An 18,951-nucleotide genomic window follows, 5' to 3' on the forward strand; every position below is an offset into this window, starting at 1 on the left:
GGTTCAGTAAATTCAAGACGATTGAAAATCGGCCGACGGATTTCTTCTGCTGAAATTCGGCGCGGTTGCTGGCCACTATCCTGCAACGAGACCTCTACACGCCGCATGGCAGCGTACTGTGCTACAAGCACGCCATCGCAAATTTCAAGGGCTCCCGGGCGCTGCAAAAACGTTGCGCGCCTGACAGTTTTTTGTGGTGAGCAAGCCGGTTCACCACCACAAAACTCTCATTTCCCCAGGTTAGGTATCACTGAAGATAGGTATACCTATGCTCAGGCAAGCACGCCCCTGATGCTGGATTCCAGGGTGCTGGAGGGTGTGAACACTATGTCAAAGCCCGCGCCCGTGTCCATGAACTCTCGAATGCCCGCCTGTTGCTCCGCGCCAAGTGGGTAGACGTTGGCTTTACCTGCGGTGTTGGGCACCTGTTTTGTACCACCAAGGGCGTGATCCAGTGCATGTGAGTTTGACTGATAGAGGTGCAGTTGGCCGTCCGGGGCTTTCTGAAGGTAGACGGCATGAACAATTTTATCTTTGTTGTAGCCGCCTCGACTCACAAAGGTCATGACGCCTGATTCGTTGATATGGGCGGCATTGAAACTAGTTTTGCGCGTGCCGGGGCCAATTTTCATGACCTGGTTATAGCGCTCCGATCCGCCATTGAGGACTTCGGGGATGATCTTGTTGAATGCGGTGTCGGTGATTTTTTTGTCGGCTTGAGCAGTGCGCAAGGCGGTGGCGTAACAGATATCCAACTGAGGCTCTTTATCCAACTTTTTGAACAACGCGACCAGATTGTCACTCAGCTCTGCACTGGAAAGCACTTTGGGTTCGAAACCCTTGAGTGCCGGGCCGAAGGGCTGCCGCGTCGCTGGGTTAAAGGCATGCCAGTTGCCCGTCTTTTCATCCAGCCGGGCAAATAGCGCCAGCTCGTCGATTGCGTTGGACGATTTGATCCCACCCTGGGCGATCCCCGGCGTCTTTGTGAGGGCCACGGCGTCAACTTTGGTCAGGGCCGCGCGCAGTTGCTTGAAGCCTGTGCGTGTGGCTTCGTATCCACGTCGCACCGATTTGACTGCTCCTCGGGCCAGATCCGCCACGCCGTCCAGCGGGTTGATCGCCCCGATAGCGGCGCGGCCGATAATTCCGGTGAGTCTGGACGCTTTGCTCAACCCACTGGCCGCACTACGCAGCACTTTTGCGCCCTTGCCTACAACGCCGGTGCCGGCCGTCAAAAAGCCCAACGCATCAAAGGCCAGGTCCGTGATTCCGCCGCCGATGTCACCTTTTGAAAAACTGACGATCGCCGAATAAAAGGGGATCAGGTTAAGTACAGCTTCCTGGATTTGTTTGTAGGTAGGCACTTCCTGGTCAAAGGTGGTCAGCACCTGGCCTTGTTGCTGGATTTTATTGACCAGCCCCAGTTCCTGCGTGACCGTGCGCGCAATCGCCTTGGTTCGGTTACTGTTAAAACTCTGTGGCGTTCGCTCGTCAGGCGGGGTTTCCTCGGTCAGGCCTGGAGCGCTGTCGAGGCCATCGGCCGATAGCTTTACCGGCACCATGTCGTAATGAAAGTGCGTGTGGACCGGGGGTTGCCGTCCAGGCTCGAACAATCCCAAGTCGGGGCGCTGTTTGATTGTCCCATCTACGTTGATCTGGTAGTGCCGAGTGTGCGCATTGCGTGTAGTACGGAAGATCAACTCCGTGGGTTCGGGTTCGTTCGAAGCGCCGTTACCTACTCGCCGGGTAGCCCCGCCGAAGTTGTCCTGCCTGACGCCGACCTCCCGGAATACGCTCAGCGCGCCATATTGAAGGTCTTTTTGTTCCTCGAGCGGCAATTGCGAGAGGTTGAAGTTGATACCGACTTCGACGCTTTTTTCCATTCCCTTCGCATAAGTTGAAATGTCCTGCCTGAACGCGCCGATGAGGTCAGGCCCGTCCTTCAACTTACTGGCCACGTCAGCAATATCCAGCTTGTCGCTGAGCGAGACCCAGCGGTAGTCGGAGCCCGACGTTTGAGTAATTGTCTGCTGAGCCGAAATGAACGGATAGAAACGACCAGCCTTGAAGTTATCGAGCCCGGAAGATTTTCCGGGCAACGAGAACAACCGCTCCTTCAGATAGAGGTCCTTGATTGAGTATGGCCCCGGAAAATCCACATGTGCCGGGGAGATCTGGATGACCTTCGCTTCCAGGTCGACATCCGGGCCTAATGTCGCTCTCAAATAGTCATCCGTTCGTTTGTGTAAATCAGGCACATCGCTGCTACGGGCCTCGGACGCCTGCTTCAATGCTCGGATCTGCTCATTGAAGGCGCTGCGCACCCGTTGCATCTGCCCATCGTTATACACATCGTGCGGGTTCGATTCGATCACGCCATTGGCCACGCCCCAGTCCTTGAGCGCAGTGTTCTGCGCCTCCCATTCGACCTTGCGTTGCGTTTGCGTGACAGGCGCCGTGCTCGCCCAAGTCATCACCTGGGAGTAGGACATGTCTGCTGTTGCACCGGGCGTTGCAGATTCGATACGCGCCACGGCGGTGGCGAAACTGACCCAGCCATGTGAGCCGTAGAGCAGTTGCTCGGGGAGCCCCTTGACCAGAAACTCCGGGGCCCTTGATGACAGCAACAGATGCGCCTGTAAGCGCGCCTTCTCGGGCGAGGACGAGCGACCGGTGGTTTCCAGGTGTTCGGCCAGACGCGTGACGACCTGCGAAGCGGGCCTGCCCCAGTGGTGATCGCCGGCCAGGTTGAAGCCGGCCACCCGGGTTCGGGTTGACGGCGTGTTAGGCGCGGGGGCGTCCGTATCCTGGCTTAAGGCCGCCAATAGCCAGTCATTAACGCTGCCTTTGATCGAGTTGGCCTCGAACCTGGCTTGGATAGCCAGGCCAAGCGCCTGTCCCTTGGGCGATTGAATCAGTCTGTCGAGAACTCGGCGGGGATTGGCCAGTTGCGAGGGTTCCAATGAAGCGCCGTGCAGCAAGTACTCAAGAACGTTCTTGTAGGGGCTTACATCCAGATCACCCACGGTAGCGTGCCGCAGCATACTGCGCAGTGTCAGTTGGCTCTGCTCGTCAAGAGGCATGGGCCAAGACAACGCGCCGCTGTAGTCACCAAGCGCCGGGCCTTTCTCCAGCGTCTTGGGCAGCGCGTCCAAGAGGTTTTGCACTTGCTCGGCGTTGGTGGGAAGGTCCCAGCCATTTTGCAGGATGTAATCGTTGAGGCTGACCTTCGCGCCAGCCTGCGTGGCGAATGCCTGCGCCCAGGAAGAGTCGGGATGGATGTCAAGTCGGGTGCGCTGCAGATAATCAACAATTTCGTCACTCAAGACACTGCCCGAGTCCAGGCCCCTGCCGAGGTGGCGCAACTCGCCCAGCAGGAAGTACAGGTTGCTGTTGTCGCCCCGTACCCGTTTCTGTTCATTGAGCGCTTCGTCGCTGCGTGCGGCATAGAAAGCCGGGTCGCGGTCCCAATCCACACTCATGAAGGTCAGATCACGCTCCAGACGCACGGCTTGCTCTTGCGCTTGCGTCGGGTCGTTGGCAGGCGGTTGGAAGTAGAAGGCGCGTACCAGCTTCCACGGCGCGCTGTCGCTGCGCTCGGTCAGCGGCGGCTTGAAGACGTAGAAGTTGGAAATGGCCCGTCCTGCCATCATCAACGGCCCGCTGACCGTTGCCCAATCCTTGTTTTCCGGACCGACTACGAGCCGTGGCGGATTAGACCCGCGATTTTTCGGATTGTAGAACACCTGACCGGTATCCGGCTTGATTCTGATGCTGTCAGGGTCTGCGCCCACGCGTCTTATCCAATCGAGCACCTCGGGGGACTGCATCGCGCTTCCCAATTGCTTCCACCATTGTCCGAACGTCGAGTGCATGGGCATTGCTTCGACCATGATCGCATTGTCCTTCTCCGGGTCGCCGGCGATCTGGAGCAGCGTTTTGGCATAACGAAAGGCCATTTCGTTGTCGCCGGACACACCCTGCACCCCTTGGGGCGGTTGCCCAAGGTTCACCTGGGCCGCGCGCCCGACCGGTGGCTCGCGTACAGCGAGCTGCGTTGGGGCTTGAGCCTCGACGGGCTGGGTGAGTAACGTTCGAAGGGAAGAGATCATCATAGGCAAGTAACTCGCTGGCGTTCAGAAATAACTCAGCGCAGAGCGCGCGGACCTATTGCTGAGTAACCGTTACTTGTAGGACCGTTCCACGATGCCACGGGTCGAATGTTGCGGCATGTTGACGCTGCGTCGATTACGCCCGGATCATCTCCCGCACCTTGGCCGTCAACAGATCAAACGTGAAGGGCTTGGCGATCAGTTGCATCCCAGGCTCCAGGAACCCGCCGCGCACCGCCGCATGCTCGGCATAACCGGTAATGAACAGCACCTTGAGGTCTGGCCTGATCTGCCGGCCGATTTCGGCCAGTTGCCGGCCGTTCATGCCGGGCAGGCCAACGTCGCTGATCAGCAGGTCGATACGCTGGTCCGACTCGATGATCGGCACGGCGGTGTTGGCATCGCCGGCCTCGACGTAGGCATAGCCCAGTTCCTTGAGTACCGCACTGACCAGCACGCGCACTGCGGCGTCGTCCTCGACGATCAGTACCGTTTCGCCTTCGTTGGCGAACGGCAGCAGCGTCGGATTGCTCGCTTCATCGGCGACCACTTCGCCGACGAAGCGTGGCAGGAACAGGCTGACTGTGGTGCCTTTGTCGACTTCGCTGTGAATGATCACGTGACCCCGGGATTGGCGGGCAAAGCCGTAGATCATCGACAGCCCGAGCCCGGTGCCTTGGCCAATCGGCTTGGTGGTGAAGAACGGATCGAACACCCGGCCCATGACACTTTCGGGGATGCCGCACCCGGTGTCGCTGACGCTCAACTCAACGTAGTCGCCGGGCGTGAGTGAGCCGTAGGCGGCGGTGAACACGCTGTCGAGGTGGCGGTTGCTGGTTTCCACCGTCAGTCGGCCGCCATTGGGCATGGCATCCCGCGCATTGATCACCAGGTTGAGCAGGGCGCTCTCCAGCTGGTTGGGGTCGGCTTCGGCGGTCCACAGTTGCTCGCTCAAGCGCATGTTCAGGCTGATGCTTTCGTTAATGCTGCGTTGCAGCAACTCGCCCATGGAGGTGACCAGTCGATTGATCTGCACCGGTTTGGAATCCAGGGACTGGCGGCGGGAAAACGCCAGGAGCCGGTGGGTCAGCCCCGCCGCCCGGTTGGCGGAAGTCACGCCCAGGTCGATCAGGCTGTCAAGGTCGTCGAGCTTGCCGCGGGCCACGCGCCGGCGCAGCAATTCCAGGCTGCCGATAATACCGGTGAGCATGTTGTTGAAGTCATGGGCGATGCCGCCGGTCAACTGACCGACCGCTTCCATCTTCTGGGACTGGCGCAACGCCTCTTCATTGCTGCGCAACTGCGCGGTACGTTCTTCGACCTGTTGCTCAAGCGTTTCCAGGGTGCGCTGCAGGCGCAGTTCGCTGGCGCTGAGGTCGATCAAGCGATCGCGGGCCTCGTACTGGCGGCGTCGCCCACGCAGGGCTGCGCTGACCAGGCTGATCAACGTTACCGGATGGAACGGCCGCTCGAGGAAGGTCACGTTACCCAGCAAGCCACTGAGGTCCGACGAACCGTTCTGCTCGCTGCCGCCGTGGTGAGTCAGCAGTACGATGGGCAGGTCCGACCACGCCGGTTGACGATGCAAGTGCTCCAGCAATGGCTCCAGATCGACCCCCCGCAAGGCTTCGGCGGCGATGATCAACAGGCCGGCACCTTCTTCCAGGGCCTCGCACAGCGCCATGAGATTGCTGGCAATGATGCCGCTGTAGCCGGCTTCGTTGAGCATCATCAGCGCCAAGGTGCCGTCGCGGCCCAGAGGCGCCAGAACGATAGCGCGCTCGGAGGCGGGTGCCAGGGCCGTCACTCTCCCTCTTCCTTCAACAAAGGCGAACCGGCGCCCATGTAGGTAGGAATGCCACGCAGGACGCCCTGGAAGTTGGCCAGCGGTTCACCGACGGTCATGCCCTGGTGACTGATGCGATACTCGCGAATGGTCGACTCATGGGTGCCCGTGCGTTTCTTGATGATGGAGATGGCGCGACGCACTTTGCCCTGTGCTTCGAAGTAACGCAGCAGGATCACGGTGTCGGCCAGGTAAGTAATGTCGACCGGCGCCTGCATGTCGCCAACGAGGCCATGTTGCGCGACGGTCATGAACGTCGCCGCGCCACGACGGTTGAGGTACAGCAACAGCTCGTGCATATGCAGGATCAGGGCGTTTTCTTCAGGCATCGCGGCCTGATAGCCGTTGATGCTGTCGATCACCACGGTCTTGATCCCGCGCTCATCCACGCAACGTCGCACGCGGTGGGAAAACTCACCAGGCGACAGCTCGGCGGCGTCCACCTGTTCGATCAGCAGGTTTCCGGTCGCTTGCAGCGCGACAAGGTCAATGCCCATATTGCGCATGCGTTCGAACAGCAGCCCCAGCTCTTCGTCGAAGATAAACAGCGCGGCCTTTTCCCCACGCGCTACCGCGGCGGCGGCGAAGATCATCGAAATCAGCGATTTGCCGGTGCCCGCCGGACCCAGAATCAGGCTGCTGGAGCCGGTCTCGACACCGCCGCCCATCAACGCATCCAGTTCGTGGATGCCGCTGCTCAGGGTCTGGCGCACATAACCGCCACGATGCTCGGCCGCCACCAGGCGCGGGAACACATGAATGCCGTCGCCCATGATGGTGAAATCGTGGAACCCACCGCGGTATTTCTGGCCGCGGTACTTCACCACGCGCACGCGGCGGCGTTCGGCGCCATAGTTGGGGGTCAGTTCTTCCAGGCGGATCACGCCGTGGGCGACGCTGTGCACGGTCTTGTCCAGGGATTCGGTGGTCAGGTCGTCCAACAGCAGCACCGTGGCGTCATAGCGCACGAAGTAATGCTTGATGGCCAGGATTTGCCGGCGATAACGCAGCGAACTCTGGGCAAGCAGGCGGATCTCGGACAGGCTGTCGATCACCACGCGGGTTGGCTTGACACGCTCGACCACTTCGAAAATCTGCCGGGTCGCTTCACCCAGTTCCAGGTCCGAGGAGTACAGCAGGCTCTGCTGGTGCTCGGCGTTGAGCAGGCTCTCGGGCGGGGTCAATTCGAAGATATGGATATTGTCGTCCAGGTCCCAACCGTGGGACTTGGCACCCTGGCGCAGCTCACGCTCGGTTTCGGACAGGGTGATGTACAACGATGTTTCACCGTTTTTCGCGCCGGCCTGCAGAAAATGCAAGGCTACGGTGGTTTTGCCGGTCCCTGGCTCACCTTCGAGCAGAAACAAATGGCTGCGGGACAACCCACCGGAAAGAATGTCGTCGAGACCTTCAATGCCGATGGCTGCTTTTTCGGTTAACAACGCTTTAGATGTAGACAAGAAGTGCCCTCAGGTCACATACGAGGAGATGTGCGCACCCGTTCGGGCGCGCCTTAAGCACTTGACCGTTGGCTGTTGCGGGGGTTCAACGTTTTGCGCGGGTTTGTGCGCGACTGCGGCTTTTTTTCCAACTTTTTGTATAAGCCTTACAGGCCTTGCTGCAGCGCCGGGTCATCCGGGTTCTGTTGTTCGAGCTGGGCCAGCAATACCTGCACGTTCTGCAACTGGCCGCTCTCTTTCCAGTAGTTGATCAGCAACACGCGCGCCTTGCGGTTGGCCGGGTGGCGCTGGACGATTTCTTCCAACTGGCGCTGGGCAGCTTCCAGTTCCTGCTGGGCGTGCAGAGTGGTGGCCAGGTCGTAGCGGTAATCCTGATTATCCGGTTCCAGCTCTACCGCTTTGGACAGGCCGAGCAACGCATACGTGCGCTCGCCATGGTGCAGCAGCCACAGGCCGAGGGCGTGCTGCAGGTAAGCCGACTCCGGATGCGCCGCCAATTGCCGGGCCAACAGTTGCCGCGATTCGTCGGTCTTGCCCTGTTTGTCGAGCAACTCGATCTGCGCCACCACCGCCGGCAGATTGTCCGGCTGCAGGCGTGTGGCCTGTTCCAGCGCATTCTGCGCCTCGGGCAGCAGCGCGCTGTGGATGTACAGGCGCGCCAATTGAATCCAGCCTTCAGCGGTTTCGGGCTGGGCCTTAAGGTGTTTGACGTATTCGTCCAGCACCTGTTGCAGCGGGCCGAAATACAGGCCCAGGGCGTCGGGCGACAGGCCGAGCAGGGCATTGGCGGCGGCAAAACGAACGCGTTGCTCCGGGTCATCCAGCAGCGGACCGAGCAACAGGGTGCGCTGGCCGCTGGGCACCAGGCCGACGATGCTGTGGATCGCCGCCTCGCGCACCAGCGGTGCCTCGTGAGCCAGGTCCTTATCCGCCAGCTTCAGCGCCTGGGGGCTGGGGTAGTTGGGCAATTCGGCATGCAACGCGGCACGGCGTTCCGGCGACAGGTCCGGGCGTGCGAGTTGCTGGTACAGCACGCGCGCTGCGCCGGGCTCGCCGTTATGCGCCTGTTTCAACGCTTTCGAATAGCCTTTGGCAATGGCAGGCGGCACAGCCACTTGGGGGGTGTGGGTGAAATACCCAATGATCAGTCCGATAAACAACAGGGCGCACAGGCCGACGAGGGCGTAACGGCGTGACTTTGACATGCAGGCGTCCGAAAGCGTGGGCAGCTCGTTTAAAGCCGCAAGCTTCGACCAGACCACGGCAGGTGTCAAACCCGCATCAGGTGAGCACGTATTCCACCGGCTCCAAGGCCGGCGGCAGCTGCGTCACACCGAGGGCGGCCAGCACCTCGCGCTCCAGGGTGCGCAGGATCGCGTTGCAGGGCAGATCGTTCTCGTCAAAGCCAAACGGGTCTTCCAGGTCATCGCCGATTTCGTCGAGGCCGAAAAAGGTGTAGCTGACAATGGCGGTGAATACCGGCGTCAGCCAGCCGAGGGGTTCGGCCATGGCGAAGGGCAGCAGGATGCAGAACAGGTAGATGGTGCGGTGCAGCAGCAGCGTGTAAGGGAAGGGCAGCGGCGTGTGCTTGATCCGCTCACACGCGGCCTGCACCTGGCTCAGGCTGACCAGGCGAGTTTCCCACTGGGTGTAGCGCCATTCGCTGATTGCGCCGCGCCCGGCCAGTTCGCTGAAGCGCGCGCCCACCTGCTGCAGCACTTGATCGGGCAGGTTCGGGTGGTCGGCCTGCGCCTGCGTCCACGGTTGTATGGCCGAGGCTTCGTCTTCATGGCGCAGACGCGCGATCAAGCCGTGGGCGAAGCCACACACAGCGCGCAACACGTGCGCTCGCTCGGACGTATCGGTCAGCACCTGGGTTTGCCGAATCAGCGAGCGCACTTCGATCACCATCTGACCCAGTTGCTTGCGGCCTTCCCACCAGCGGTCGTAGCAGGCGTTGTTGCGAAAACTCATGAAGATCGACAGCGACAGCCCGAGCAAGGTGAAGGGGGTGGCATTGACCTTGGAGAAGTACGCCGGGTGCAGGGTTTCCACCAGCACGATCACCGACGCGAGCAACGTCACCAGCAGGCTGCGCAAGGCAATGCGCTTGGCAATCGACCCCTTGAGGGAAAACAGGATACCCAGCAGGTTGGGCTTGGGACGCACGATCATCGGGCGGGAGCTTCTCAGGTGGCGCAGCTCGTCAGGGTAGAAGCTGACGGGCAGGGCGTCCAATCGCTTGGGCCGACCGCTTCATCGGCGCGGTCTATGATCAAACGCGGCATTGGCCAAAACAGTCAGCCATGTTGAAAGCTTTGACCATTGCTGGTGAAGCGCGCTGGAGCGACTATTTCCGCGGTGCTTGTCGTAAAAAAACGTCCTGAAAATAAAAACGACCGAAGGATTCCAAGCGATGCGTGACTATTTGGCCGCCACCACCGAATTTGATTATCCGCACACCGTCGAGGCCACTCTGGCCGGCAGCCTGCAGGGCCTGAACGCCTGCGTCGAATGCTGCGACCGTTACGCGTTGCCGGGGCGCATCGCGCTGTTCTGGGAGGGCAAGGACGGGCGCAGCGCCACCGTCACTTTTACCGACCTGCAGGACCAGGCGGCACGCTTCGCCAATTTCCTCCTCGCCCAAGGTGTGAAGCGCGGCGACAAGGTCGCCGGACTGCTGCCACGCACGGCGGAGTTGCTGGTGGTGGTGCTGGCCACCTGGCGCATCGGCGCGGTGTACCAGCCGCTGTTCACCGCGTTCGGCCCCAAGGCCATTGAACACCGTTTGAACAGCTCCGGCGCGGCGCTGGTGGTCACCGACGCGGTTAACCGGCCCAAGCTCGCCGAGGTGCAGGGTTGCCCACTTATCGTCACGGTCGCCGGCCCCAAGGGCGAAGGCATCGTGCGCGGCGACTTCAGTTTCTGGGCCGAGCTCCCCACGTATTCCAACCTCTGCGAGCCGGTGCTGCTGAGCGCGGAGGAACCGTTCCTGCTGATGTTTACCTCGGGCACCACCGGCCCGTCCAAAGCACTGTCGGTGCCGCTCAAGGCGATTGTCGCATTCCAGAGCTACACCCGCGACGCCGTCGACCTGCGGCCCGAAGACGCGTTCTGGAACGTCGCCGATCCGGGCTGGGCCTACGGCATCTATTTCGGCGTGACCGGGCCGCTGTCCATGGGCCACCCGATTACCTTCTACGACGGCCCGTTCACCCTGGAGAGTACCTGCCGGGTGATCAACAAATACGGGATCACCAACCTCACCGGTTCTCCCACCGCCTACCGTTTGCTGATTGCCGGCGGCGAGCAGTTCGCCCGTTCGATCAAGGGCAAACTGCGCATTGTCAGCAGTGCCGGCGAGCCGCTGAACCCGGAGGTGATCCGCTGGTTCGCCGACAACCTCGGCGTGACCATCCACGACCACTATGGCCAGACCGAGTTGGGCATGGTGCTGTGCAATCACCATGGCCTGGCTCATCCGGTGCACGTCGGCTCCGCCGGGTTCGCGTCGCCGGGGCACCGTATCGTGGTGCTGGACGAGGCGTACCAGGAATTACCCGCCGGCCAGCCCGGCATCCTGGCCATCGACCGCGAGCAGTCGCCGATGTGCTGGTTTGCCGGCTACGAAGGCGTCAAGACCAAGGCCTTTGTCGGCAAGTACTACCTCAGCGGCGACACCGTGGAGCTGAACCCGGACGGCAGCATCAGTTTTGTCGGACGCAGTGACGACGTGATTACCACTTCCGGTTATCGCGTGGGCCCGTTCGACGTGGAAAGTGCACTGGTCGAGCACCCGGCGGTGATCGAGGCGGCGGTGGTCGGCAAACCCGACCCGGAGCGCACCGAGTTGGTCAAAGCGTTCGTGGTGATCAACGAGCAATACCGCGCCACGCCGGAACTGGCCGAAGAACTGCGCCTGCATGTGCGCCAGCGCCTGGCCGCGCATGCCTATCCACGGGAAATCGAATTCGTCAGTGACTTGCCCAAGACCCCCAGCGGCAAGTTGCAACGTTTTATCTTGCGTAATCAGGAAATCGCCAAAGCTCAAGCAGCGGTGGCGTGATCCCTTTTTAAGGACACAACGATGCAGATTGAAAACAAGGTATTCCTGGTCAGCGGCGGCGCTTCGGGCCTCGGCGCGGCCACCGCCGACATGTTGGTCGGTGCCGGCGCCAAGGTGATGCTGGTGGATTTGAACGCCGACGCCGTGGCGGCCAAGGCCCGGCACTTGGGCGACAACGCCCGCAGCACGGTCGCCGATATCAGCCAGGAAGCGGCGGCTGAAGCGGCGGTGCAGGCCACGGTGGCGGCGTTTGGCGGACTGCACGGGCTGGTCAATTGCGCCGGTGTGGTGCGTGGCGAGAAGATCCTCGGCAAGAACGGCCCTCATGGGCTGGCGAGTTTTGCGCAGGTCATCAACGTCAACCTGATCGGCAGCTTCAACCTGCTGCGCCTGGCGGCGGCGGCCATCGCTGAAACCGAGGCCAATGCCGAGGGCGAGCGCGGCGTGATCATTAATACCGCGTCGGTCGCCGCATTCGACGGGCAGATCGGCCAGGCTGCATACGCGGCGTCCAAAGGCGCGATTGCCAGCCTCACCTTGCCCGCCGCCCGAGAACTGGCACGCTTTGGCATCCGTGTGATGACCATCGCCCCCGGCATCTTCGAGACCCCTATGATGGCCGGCATGCCCCCCGAAGTACGCGACTCCCTGGCCGCCGGCGTGCCATTCCCGCCGCGCCTGGGCAAACCCGCCGAATACGCCGCGCTGGTGCGGCACATCATTGAAAACAGCATGCTCAATGGCGAGGTGATCCGTCTCGACGGCGCCTTGCGCATGGCGGCCAAGTAAGGAGGACAACCGATGAACGATCCGATTGTGATTGTCAGCGCCGCACGTACGCCCATGGGCGGGTTTCAGGGCGACCTCAAGGGCCTGACCGCGCCGCAGCTGGGCTCTGCGGCGATTCGCGCAGTGGTCGAGCGCGCCGGCATCGCCACCGATGCCGTGGATGAAGTGCTGTTCGGTTGCGTGCTGCCCGCCGGCCTCGGTCAGGCGCCGGCGCGCCAGGCGGCACTGGGCGCCGGGCTGGACAAGGGCACTCGCTGCACCACCCTCAACAAGATGTGCGGCTCGGGCATGGAGGCGACCATCCTAGCCCACGACTCGCTGGCGGCCGGCAGCGTCGACGTGGTGATCGCGGGGGGCATGGAGAGCATGTCCAACGCGCCGTATCTGCTGGACCGCGCCCGCAGCGGTTACCGCATGGGCCATGGCCGTGTGCTCGACCATATGTTCCTCGACGGCCTGGAGGATGCCTACGACAAAGGCCGCCTGATGGGCACCTTCGCCGAAGAGTGCGCCCTGCATAACGGCTTTACCCGTGAAGCCCAGGACGCCTTCGCCATCGCGTCCCTGGGCCGCGCCCAGGAGGCGATCAGCCACGGGCACTTTGCCGCCGAGATCGTGCCGGTCCAGGTCACGGTGGGCAAGGAACAGAAAACCATCCTGCACGACGAGCAACCGCCGAAGGCCAAATTGGACAAGATCGCCCAGTTGAAACCGGCGTTCCGCGAAGGCGGCACGGTGACGGCGGCCAACTCCAGCTCGATCTCCGACGGCGCGGCGGCGTTAATGCTGATGCGCGAGTCCGAGGCGCTCAAGCGTGGCCTCAAGCCGTTGGCGGTGATCCACGGGCACGCGGCCTTTGCCGATGAGCCTGGGTTGTTCCCGGTGGCGCCGGTGGGGGCGATTCGCAAGCTGATGAGCAAGACTGGCTGGACTCTGGACGAAGTCGATCTGTTTGAAATCAACGAAGCCTTTGCCGTGGTGACCCTGGTGACCATGAGCAAGCTGCAGATTGCGCATGCCAAGGTCAATATCCACGGTGGTGCCTGCGCGTTGGGGCACCCGATCGGCGCGTCCGGCGCGCGCATCCTCGTGACCCTGCTCGCAGCCCTGCGCCAAAAAGGCCTCAAGCGCGGCGTGGCCGCTATCTGCATCGGCGGTGGCGAAGCCACGGCCATGGCCGTCGAATGCCTGTATTAAGGACTCTGCACCATGCTGCCCAATGACGAACACCTGCAAATCAGCGATGCGGCCCGGCAATTTGCCCAGGAACGCCTCAAACCCTTCGCCGCCGAGTGGGACCGCGAGCACCGCTTTCCCAAAGAAGCCATCGGCGAGATGGCCGAGTTGGGCTTTTTCGGCATGCTGGTGCCGGAACAGTGGGGCGGTTGCGACACCGGTTACCTGGCCTACGCCATGGCCCTGGAAGAAATCGCCGCCGGTGACGGCGCCTGTTCCACCATCATGAGCGTGCATAACTCGGTGGGCTGCGTGCCGATCCTCAAGTTCGGCAACGATCAGCAAAAGGCCCGGTTCCTCGCGCCTCTGGCCAGCGGCGCCATGCTCGGCGCGTTCGCCCTGACCGAACCCCAGGCCGGCTCGGATGCCAGCAGCCTGAAAACCCGCGCGCGCCTGGAGGGCGATCACTACGTGCTCAATGGCTGCAAACAGTTCATCACCTCCGGGCAGAACGCCGGGGTGGTGATTGTGTTTGCCGTAACCGACCCGGCGGCGGGCAAGCGTGGCATCAGCGCGTTTATCGTGCCGACGGACTCACCGGGCTACAGCGTGGCGCGAGTCGAGGACAAGCTCGGCCAGCATGCTTCCGACACCTGCCAGATTCTGTTCGAAGACCTGAAGGTGCCGCTGGCCAATCGCCTGGGGGAGGAGGGCGAGGGCTATAAAATCGCCCTGGCCAATCTTGAAGGCGGCCGCGTAGGTATCGCCGCACAAGCGGTGGGCATGGCCCGCGCTGCGTTTGAGGCGGCCCGCGACTATGCCCGCGAGCGCGAAAGCTTCGGCAAGGCGCTGATCGAGCATCAGGCCGTAGCGTTTCGCCTGGCGGACATGGCCACGCAGATCGCGGTGGCGCGGCAGATGGTGCATTACGCCGCCGCCCTGCGTGACAGCGGCAAGCCGGCGCTGGTGGAGGCCTCGATGGCCAAGCTGTTCGCCTCGGAAATGGCTGAGAAAGTCTGTTCGGCCGCCTTGCAAACCCTCGGCGGTTACGGTTACCTGAGCGACTTTCCCCTGGAGCGCATCTATCGCGATGTGCGGGTCTGCCAGATTTACGAAGGCACCAGCGATATTCAACGCATGGTCATCTCACGCAATCTTTAAGGAGCCGATACATGAGTTACGAGACTATTTTGCTTGAGGTTCAAGGCCGGGTCGGTTTGATCACCCTGAACCGCCCGCAGGCGCTGAACGCGCTGAACGCACAGTTGGTAAGCGAGTTGAACCAGGCCCTGGATGGCCTGGAAGCCAATCCGGAAATCGGCTGCATCGTGCTGACCGGTTCGAAAAAGGCCTTCGCCGCCGGCGCCGATATCAAGGAAATGGCCGAGCTGACCTACCCGCAGATTTATATGGACGACCTGTTCAGCGACAGCGACCGCGTGGCCAACCGCCGCAAGCCGATCATCGCCGCCGTTAACGGCTTTGCCCTGGGTGGTGGCTGTGAGCTGGCGTTGATGTGCGACTTTATCCTGGCCGGCGACGGTGCCAAGTTCGGCCAGCCGGAAATCAATCTGGGAGTGCTGCCGGGCATGGGTGGTACTCAACGCCTGACCCGCGCGGTGGGCAAGGCCAAGGCCATGGAAATGTGCCTGACCGGGCGTTTTATCGATGCAGTGGAGGCCGAGCGCTGTGGCATCGTCGCACGTATCGTGCCGGCCGACGATTTGCTGGATGAGGCCTTGAAAGTCGCGACGCTGATTGCGGGCAAATCGGTGCCGATCAGCATGATGGTCAAGGAAAGCGTGAACCGTGCATTCGAAGTGAGCCTGTCCGAAGGCGTGCGCTTTGAGCGACGGGTATTCCATGCGGCCTTCGCGACGCAGGATCAGAAGGAAGGCATGGCGGCATTTGTGGCCAAACGCGCGCCGCAATTCAAGGACCAGTAAAAATGTGGGAGGGGGCTTGCCCCAATGCCGGTCAGTTAAGAGACGGAACGGGCAACCAGTAACCTGTGGCGAGCGGGCTTGTCCCGCGTTGGGCTGCGAAGCAGCCCCAAAACATAGTCTCGGAGCTGCCTGGCATACTGCGACGCTCCTATTGGGGCTGCTGCGCAGCCCAACGCGGGGCAAGCCCGCTCGCCACAGTTACAGTGTTCCTCCTTAACTGACTGGCATTGGGGCTTGCCCCCTCCCACATGGCGTATTTAGAACGGGTAGTTTTTCAGTTCGCGGGCGATGACCATCCGTTGAATCTCACTGGTCCCTTCATAAATCTGCGTGATTCGCGCATCCCGGTAGTAGCGCTCCACCGGGTAATCCTCCAGGTAACCGTACCCGCCGTGGATCTGCATGGCCTGGGAACAGACCTTTTCGGCCATTTCCGAGGCGAATAGCTTGGCCTGGGACGCTTCCGACAGGCAGGGCTTGCCGGCGCTTCGCAGGCGCGCGGCGTGCAGGATCAACAGGCGCGCGGCGTTGAGGCGGGTCTGCATGTCCGCCAGCAGATTGGCCACGCTCTGGTGCTCGATAATTGCCTTGTCGAACTGCACGCGCTCACGGGCGTAAGTCAGCGCCGCTTCGAATGCCGCACGGGCGATGCCCAGGGCCTGGGCGGCGATGCCGATACGGCCGCCTTCGAGGTTGGACAACGCAATGGCCAGGCCTTTGCCGCGCTCGCCGAGCAGGTTGGCTTCGGGCACGCTGCAGTGGTTGAGGGTGACGGCGCAGGTATCGGAGGCGCGTATGCCCATTTTGTGCTCGGTGCGGTCCACCACGAAGCCCGGCGTGTCGGTAGGCACCAGGAACGCGGAAATGCCTTTTTTGCCCAGCGCCGGGTCGGTCACCGCAAACACGATGGCCAATTTGGCCCGCTTGCCGTTGCTGACGAATTGCTTGGCGCCATTGATCACCCATTGGCCGTCGCGCAGCTCGGCACGGGTACGCAGGTTGTGCGCTTCCGAGCCGGCCTGGGGTTCGGTCAGGCAAAAGCAGCCAATCGCCTGGCCGCTGGCCAGTTGGGCGAGCCAGGTTTGTTTCTGCTGCTCGCTGCCGTAGTTGAGGATCGGCCCGCAACCCACTGAATTGTGAATACTCATCAGTGCGCCAGTGGCGCCATCCCCTGCCGATATCTCTTCCACGGCCAGGGCGTAGGCCACGTAATCGACGTAGGTGCCGCCCCATTCTTCGGGCACGACCATGCCGAGCAGGCCCAATTCGCCCATTTTCGCCACGAGGCCATCGTCGATCCAGCCGGCTTTCTCCCAGGCCTGGGCGTGGGGGGCGATTTCACCGCGGGCAAAGTCGCGCGCCATGTCGCGGATCATCACTTGCTCTTCTGTGTATTCAATGTCTTGCATGAGTTATTTCGCAACCTGCTCGAAGTCGTGGAAGAAGCTGTCGACATGCGCGGCATCCAACGCCTGGAGCGTCGGCGGATGCCAGCGCGGGGACTTGTCCTTATCGATGATCAGGGCACGCACGCCCTCGATCAGGTCGCCACGCTCGAACCACTGACGGTCCAGGTGCAACTCCAGCGCGAAGCATTGTTCCAACCGCAGACGGCGGCCACGGCGCAGCATCTGCAGGGTTACGGCCATGGCCAGGGGGGAACGGGTCTGCATCAGGTGCACGGTGTTCAACGCCCACTCGTGGCTGTCGGCCACGGTGACGGCCTGCAATTGCTCGACGATGCTTGGGATATCGGGCAGGGCGAAGAAATGGTCAATGGCCGGACGCAGCGCCGCCAGCGGCGCGTCCGGCAGCCGTTGCACGGCAAGCTTGGCTAACACGCCTTGCAGGTCTTTGAGCGGCGCGTCATGCCATTGCAGGCGGTCGAGTTTCTGGTCGAGCTCGGCAAGCCTGGCGCTGTCCAGGTACCAATTTGCCAGGCCGCAGTAGAGTGCATCCGCCGCGCGGATCTGCACCCCGGTCACGCCGAGGTAAATGCCCAGCTCCCCGGGAATACGCGGCAGAAAGTAGCTGCCGCCCACATCCGGGAAGTAACCGATCGCCACCTCCGGCATTGCCAGGCGGCTGCGCTCGGTGACTACGCGCAGGTCTGCGCCTTGCACCAGCCCCATGCCGCCGCCCAACACAAAGCCATCCATTAAGGCCAACACCGGTTTGCGGTAATGGTGGATGGCCAGGTCGAGCGCATATTCTTCGACGAAAAAATCCTGGTGCAGGGTGTCGCCGCTTTTGAAACTGGCGTAGAGGGAGCGAATATCGCCGCCGGCACAGAAGGCTTTGTCGCCAGCGCCGCGCAGGACCACGGCATGGACCTCGGGATCGTCCGCCCAGGCCTGCAATTGCCGGGTCATGTGGCGGACCATGTCGAGGGTAATGGCATTGAGACCGGCGGGACGGTTGAGGGTAAGGTGCCCGATATGGTTACGAACCTCGGCGAGCACCTCGTCCTGAGGCGCATCAGCCCGGCTTGCTTCGGATGAAACCTGAGCAGTCATCTCTAACTCCCTGCTTTTATTGTTCTTTATCAAGAGGTCCGCAGACGGACCATCCCGCGATCCTACCAGCGCAAATTTGCCCAGTACAACCGTGAATCCTGCAGGTCGTTCCTGCATTTATGCACACGCCGGGAGGGCGGGACAGCCCGCCCGACGTTATGCCCGTCAGGGCACACGGCTGGCCAGTACCTGGCCGATGCTGCGGCGCCGTGCGTGAACTTGCGCAGCGTGAATCAACTGCTCCAGCTCGGTGGGAGCCACGTCATAGAATTGCTCCATTTCAGCCAGTGCCAGCTTCAGGTCGGCAGCGGTGACGGCGGCATCGCGTGTGGCATTCGGGTCGGGCAGGATCGCTGCGGGTGCCTCCACCGCACCCTTGGGATAACGCGTGCGCGTGGCGTTATTGTAGGCCAGCGCGCAGCAGAGCAAGGCACCGGCGCCCATCAGCACCGCGCCGAGCTCCTGCCAGCCAAGTGCCGCAGAGGCCGGATCCGCCAGCACCAGCGTCATGGCCAGGCCACCCGCCGGCGGGTGCAGGCAGCGCAACCAGCACATCAGCACCACGCTCATGCCGGCCGCCAGGCAGGCGCCGCCGAGGGTGCGGCCCAGTACCCTGGCTACTAATAAAGCGACCACGCCGGCGCACAGGTAACTGCCGATGATCGACCAGGGTTGCGCCAACGCACCGGACGACACGGCGAACAGCAGCACCGCTGACGCCCCCAACGGGCCGAGCAGGTGCAACGCGACATCCATGCCAAAGACTTGGGCGCACAGCCAGACACTGAACAGGGTGCCCAGCGCCATGCCGATGGCGGCGCGGCTCCATTCCGAAGGGCGGGTGTTGATAGCAGCGGGGAACCAGCGAGCAAGCATTGATGAGATCCATAAACGGCGGGCAAAAAAAAGACTCGTCTGGTCACCCGGAAAAGTCTTTGGACGCTCCTGCCGCTGGGCAGGAACGCGAGCAGTGTGCCGTGGGGCTTCGTTCAGCGCCAATGCATATTAATGAGGGTTAAATACAAAAAAATTGGATTGAA

The 18,951-nt window shown here is 62.0% G+C and carries 13 protein-coding genes; 5 read left to right on the plus strand and 8 right to left on the minus strand.

The genetic code is table 11. The features are described 5' to 3' along the window. Positions 1-272: 272 nt before the first annotated feature. From OSC50_RS11735 to OSC50_RS11755, 5 genes are all read right to left on the minus strand, one after another. The gene (locus tag OSC50_RS11735; protein WP_266249403.1) at positions 273-4,115 is read right to left on the minus strand and encodes a DUF8038 domain-containing protein; all 3,843 of its coding nucleotides are present in this window, start codon (positions 4,113-4,115) and stop codon (positions 273-275) included. A gap of 133 nt (positions 4,116-4,248) precedes the next feature. Beyond that, positions 4,249-5,919, minus strand: coding sequence for an ATP-binding protein (locus OSC50_RS11740; RefSeq protein ID WP_181077659.1), 1,671 nt, complete (start codon positions 5,917-5,919; stop codon positions 4,249-4,251). After that, positions 5,916-7,418, minus strand: coding sequence for an ATPase domain-containing protein (locus OSC50_RS11745; RefSeq protein WP_181077657.1), 1,503 nt, complete (start codon positions 7,416-7,418; stop codon positions 5,916-5,918). Before OSC50_RS11745 ends, OSC50_RS11740 begins: the two co-directional genes overlap by 4 nt. A 146-nt stretch (positions 7,419-7,564) precedes the next feature. Next, the gene (locus tag OSC50_RS11750) at positions 7,565-8,623 is read right to left on the minus strand and encodes a tetratricopeptide repeat protein (protein ID WP_181077656.1); all 1,059 of its coding nucleotides are present in this window, start codon (positions 8,621-8,623) and stop codon (positions 7,565-7,567) included. Between the two features lie 76 nt (positions 8,624-8,699). Next, entirely contained in the window at positions 8,700-9,593 is an 894-nt protein-coding gene (locus OSC50_RS11755; protein WP_266249731.1) for a bestrophin family protein, read from the minus strand. Positions 9,594-9,834: 241 nt separating this feature from the next. On the opposite strand from OSC50_RS11755, the gene OSC50_RS11760 reads away from it, so the two are divergent. From OSC50_RS11760 to OSC50_RS11780, 5 genes are read left to right on the plus strand one after another with little or no spacing between them, the layout of a single operon-like run. Further along, a complete protein-coding gene (locus OSC50_RS11760) occupies positions 9,835-11,484 on the plus strand; it encodes an AMP-binding protein (RefSeq protein WP_266249400.1) in 1,650 nt (549 codons plus the stop codon). A gap of 21 nt (positions 11,485-11,505) precedes the next feature. Then, positions 11,506-12,273 (plus strand): SDR family NAD(P)-dependent oxidoreductase, encoded by a 768-nt coding sequence (locus tag OSC50_RS11765; protein ID WP_266249398.1) that lies wholly within the window; start codon positions 11,506-11,508, stop codon positions 12,271-12,273. Between the two features lie 12 nt (positions 12,274-12,285). After that, positions 12,286-13,470 (plus strand): acetyl-CoA C-acyltransferase, encoded by a 1,185-nt coding sequence (locus OSC50_RS11770; protein WP_181077648.1) that lies wholly within the window; start codon positions 12,286-12,288, stop codon positions 13,468-13,470. Between the two features lie 12 nt (positions 13,471-13,482). Next, positions 13,483-14,610: an acyl-CoA dehydrogenase gene (locus OSC50_RS11775; protein WP_266249396.1), complete on the plus strand. Its 1,128-nt coding sequence runs from the start codon at positions 13,483-13,485 to the stop codon at positions 14,608-14,610. A gap of 11 nt (positions 14,611-14,621) precedes the next feature. Beyond that, a complete protein-coding gene (locus OSC50_RS11780; protein ID WP_181077644.1) occupies positions 14,622-15,395 on the plus strand; it encodes an enoyl-CoA hydratase in 774 nt (257 codons plus the stop codon). A gap of 257 nt (positions 15,396-15,652) precedes the next feature. Here the strand turns inward: OSC50_RS11780 and OSC50_RS11785 are convergent, their stop codons facing one another. The 3 genes from OSC50_RS11785 to OSC50_RS11795 form a co-directional block, all read right to left on the minus strand. Further along, positions 15,653-16,804: an acyl-CoA dehydrogenase family protein gene (locus OSC50_RS11785; RefSeq protein WP_253507719.1), complete on the minus strand. Its 1,152-nt coding sequence runs from the start codon at positions 16,802-16,804 to the stop codon at positions 15,653-15,655. 3 nt (positions 16,805-16,807) lie between these two features. Next, complete coding sequence (locus OSC50_RS11790; RefSeq protein ID WP_266249394.1) at positions 16,808-17,911, minus strand: enoyl-CoA hydratase/isomerase family protein; 1,104 nt, start codon at positions 17,909-17,911, stop codon at positions 16,808-16,810. 165 nt (positions 17,912-18,076) lie between these two features. Beyond that, a complete protein-coding gene (locus OSC50_RS11795) occupies positions 18,077-18,787 on the minus strand; it encodes an HPP family protein (RefSeq protein WP_253507713.1) in 711 nt (236 codons plus the stop codon). Between the last annotated feature and the right edge of the window lie 164 nt (positions 18,788-18,951).

Origin of the sequence: Pseudomonas quebecensis (assembly GCF_026410085.1) — a bacterium.
Lineage (GTDB): Bacteria > Pseudomonadota > Gammaproteobacteria > Pseudomonadales > Pseudomonadaceae > Aquipseudomonas > Aquipseudomonas quebecensis.

Bases quoted from the DNA above. Each gene is read 5' to 3' on its own strand.
- OSC50_RS11795 (WP_253507713.1), bottom strand. From the start codon at position 18,787: ATGCTTGCTCGCTGGTTCCCCGCTGCTATCAACACCCGCCCTTCGGAA.
- OSC50_RS11765 (WP_266249398.1), top strand. From the start codon at position 11,506: ATGCAGATTGAAAACAAGGTATTCCTGGTCAGCGGCGGCGCTTCGGGC.
- OSC50_RS11735 (WP_266249403.1), bottom strand. From the start codon at position 4,115: ATGATGATCTCTTCCCTTCGAACGTTACTCACCCAGCCCGTCGAGGCT.
- OSC50_RS11780 (WP_181077644.1), top strand. From the start codon at position 14,622: ATGAGTTACGAGACTATTTTGCTTGAGGTTCAAGGCCGGGTCGGTTTG.
- OSC50_RS11750 (WP_181077656.1), bottom strand. From the start codon at position 8,623: ATGTCAAAGTCACGCCGTTACGCCCTCGTCGGCCTGTGCGCCCTGTTG.
- OSC50_RS11785 (WP_253507719.1), bottom strand. From the start codon at position 16,804: ATGCAAGACATTGAATACACAGAAGAGCAAGTGATGATCCGCGACATG.
- OSC50_RS11775 (WP_266249396.1), top strand. From the start codon at position 13,483: ATGCTGCCCAATGACGAACACCTGCAAATCAGCGATGCGGCCCGGCAA.
- OSC50_RS11755 (WP_266249731.1), bottom strand. From the start codon at position 9,593: ATGATCGTGCGTCCCAAGCCCAACCTGCTGGGTATCCTGTTTTCCCTC.
- OSC50_RS11760 (WP_266249400.1), top strand. From the start codon at position 9,835: ATGCGTGACTATTTGGCCGCCACCACCGAATTTGATTATCCGCACACC.
- OSC50_RS11770 (WP_181077648.1), top strand. From the start codon at position 12,286: ATGAACGATCCGATTGTGATTGTCAGCGCCGCACGTACGCCCATGGGC.
- OSC50_RS11790 (WP_266249394.1), bottom strand. From the start codon at position 17,911: ATGACTGCTCAGGTTTCATCCGAAGCAAGCCGGGCTGATGCGCCTCAG.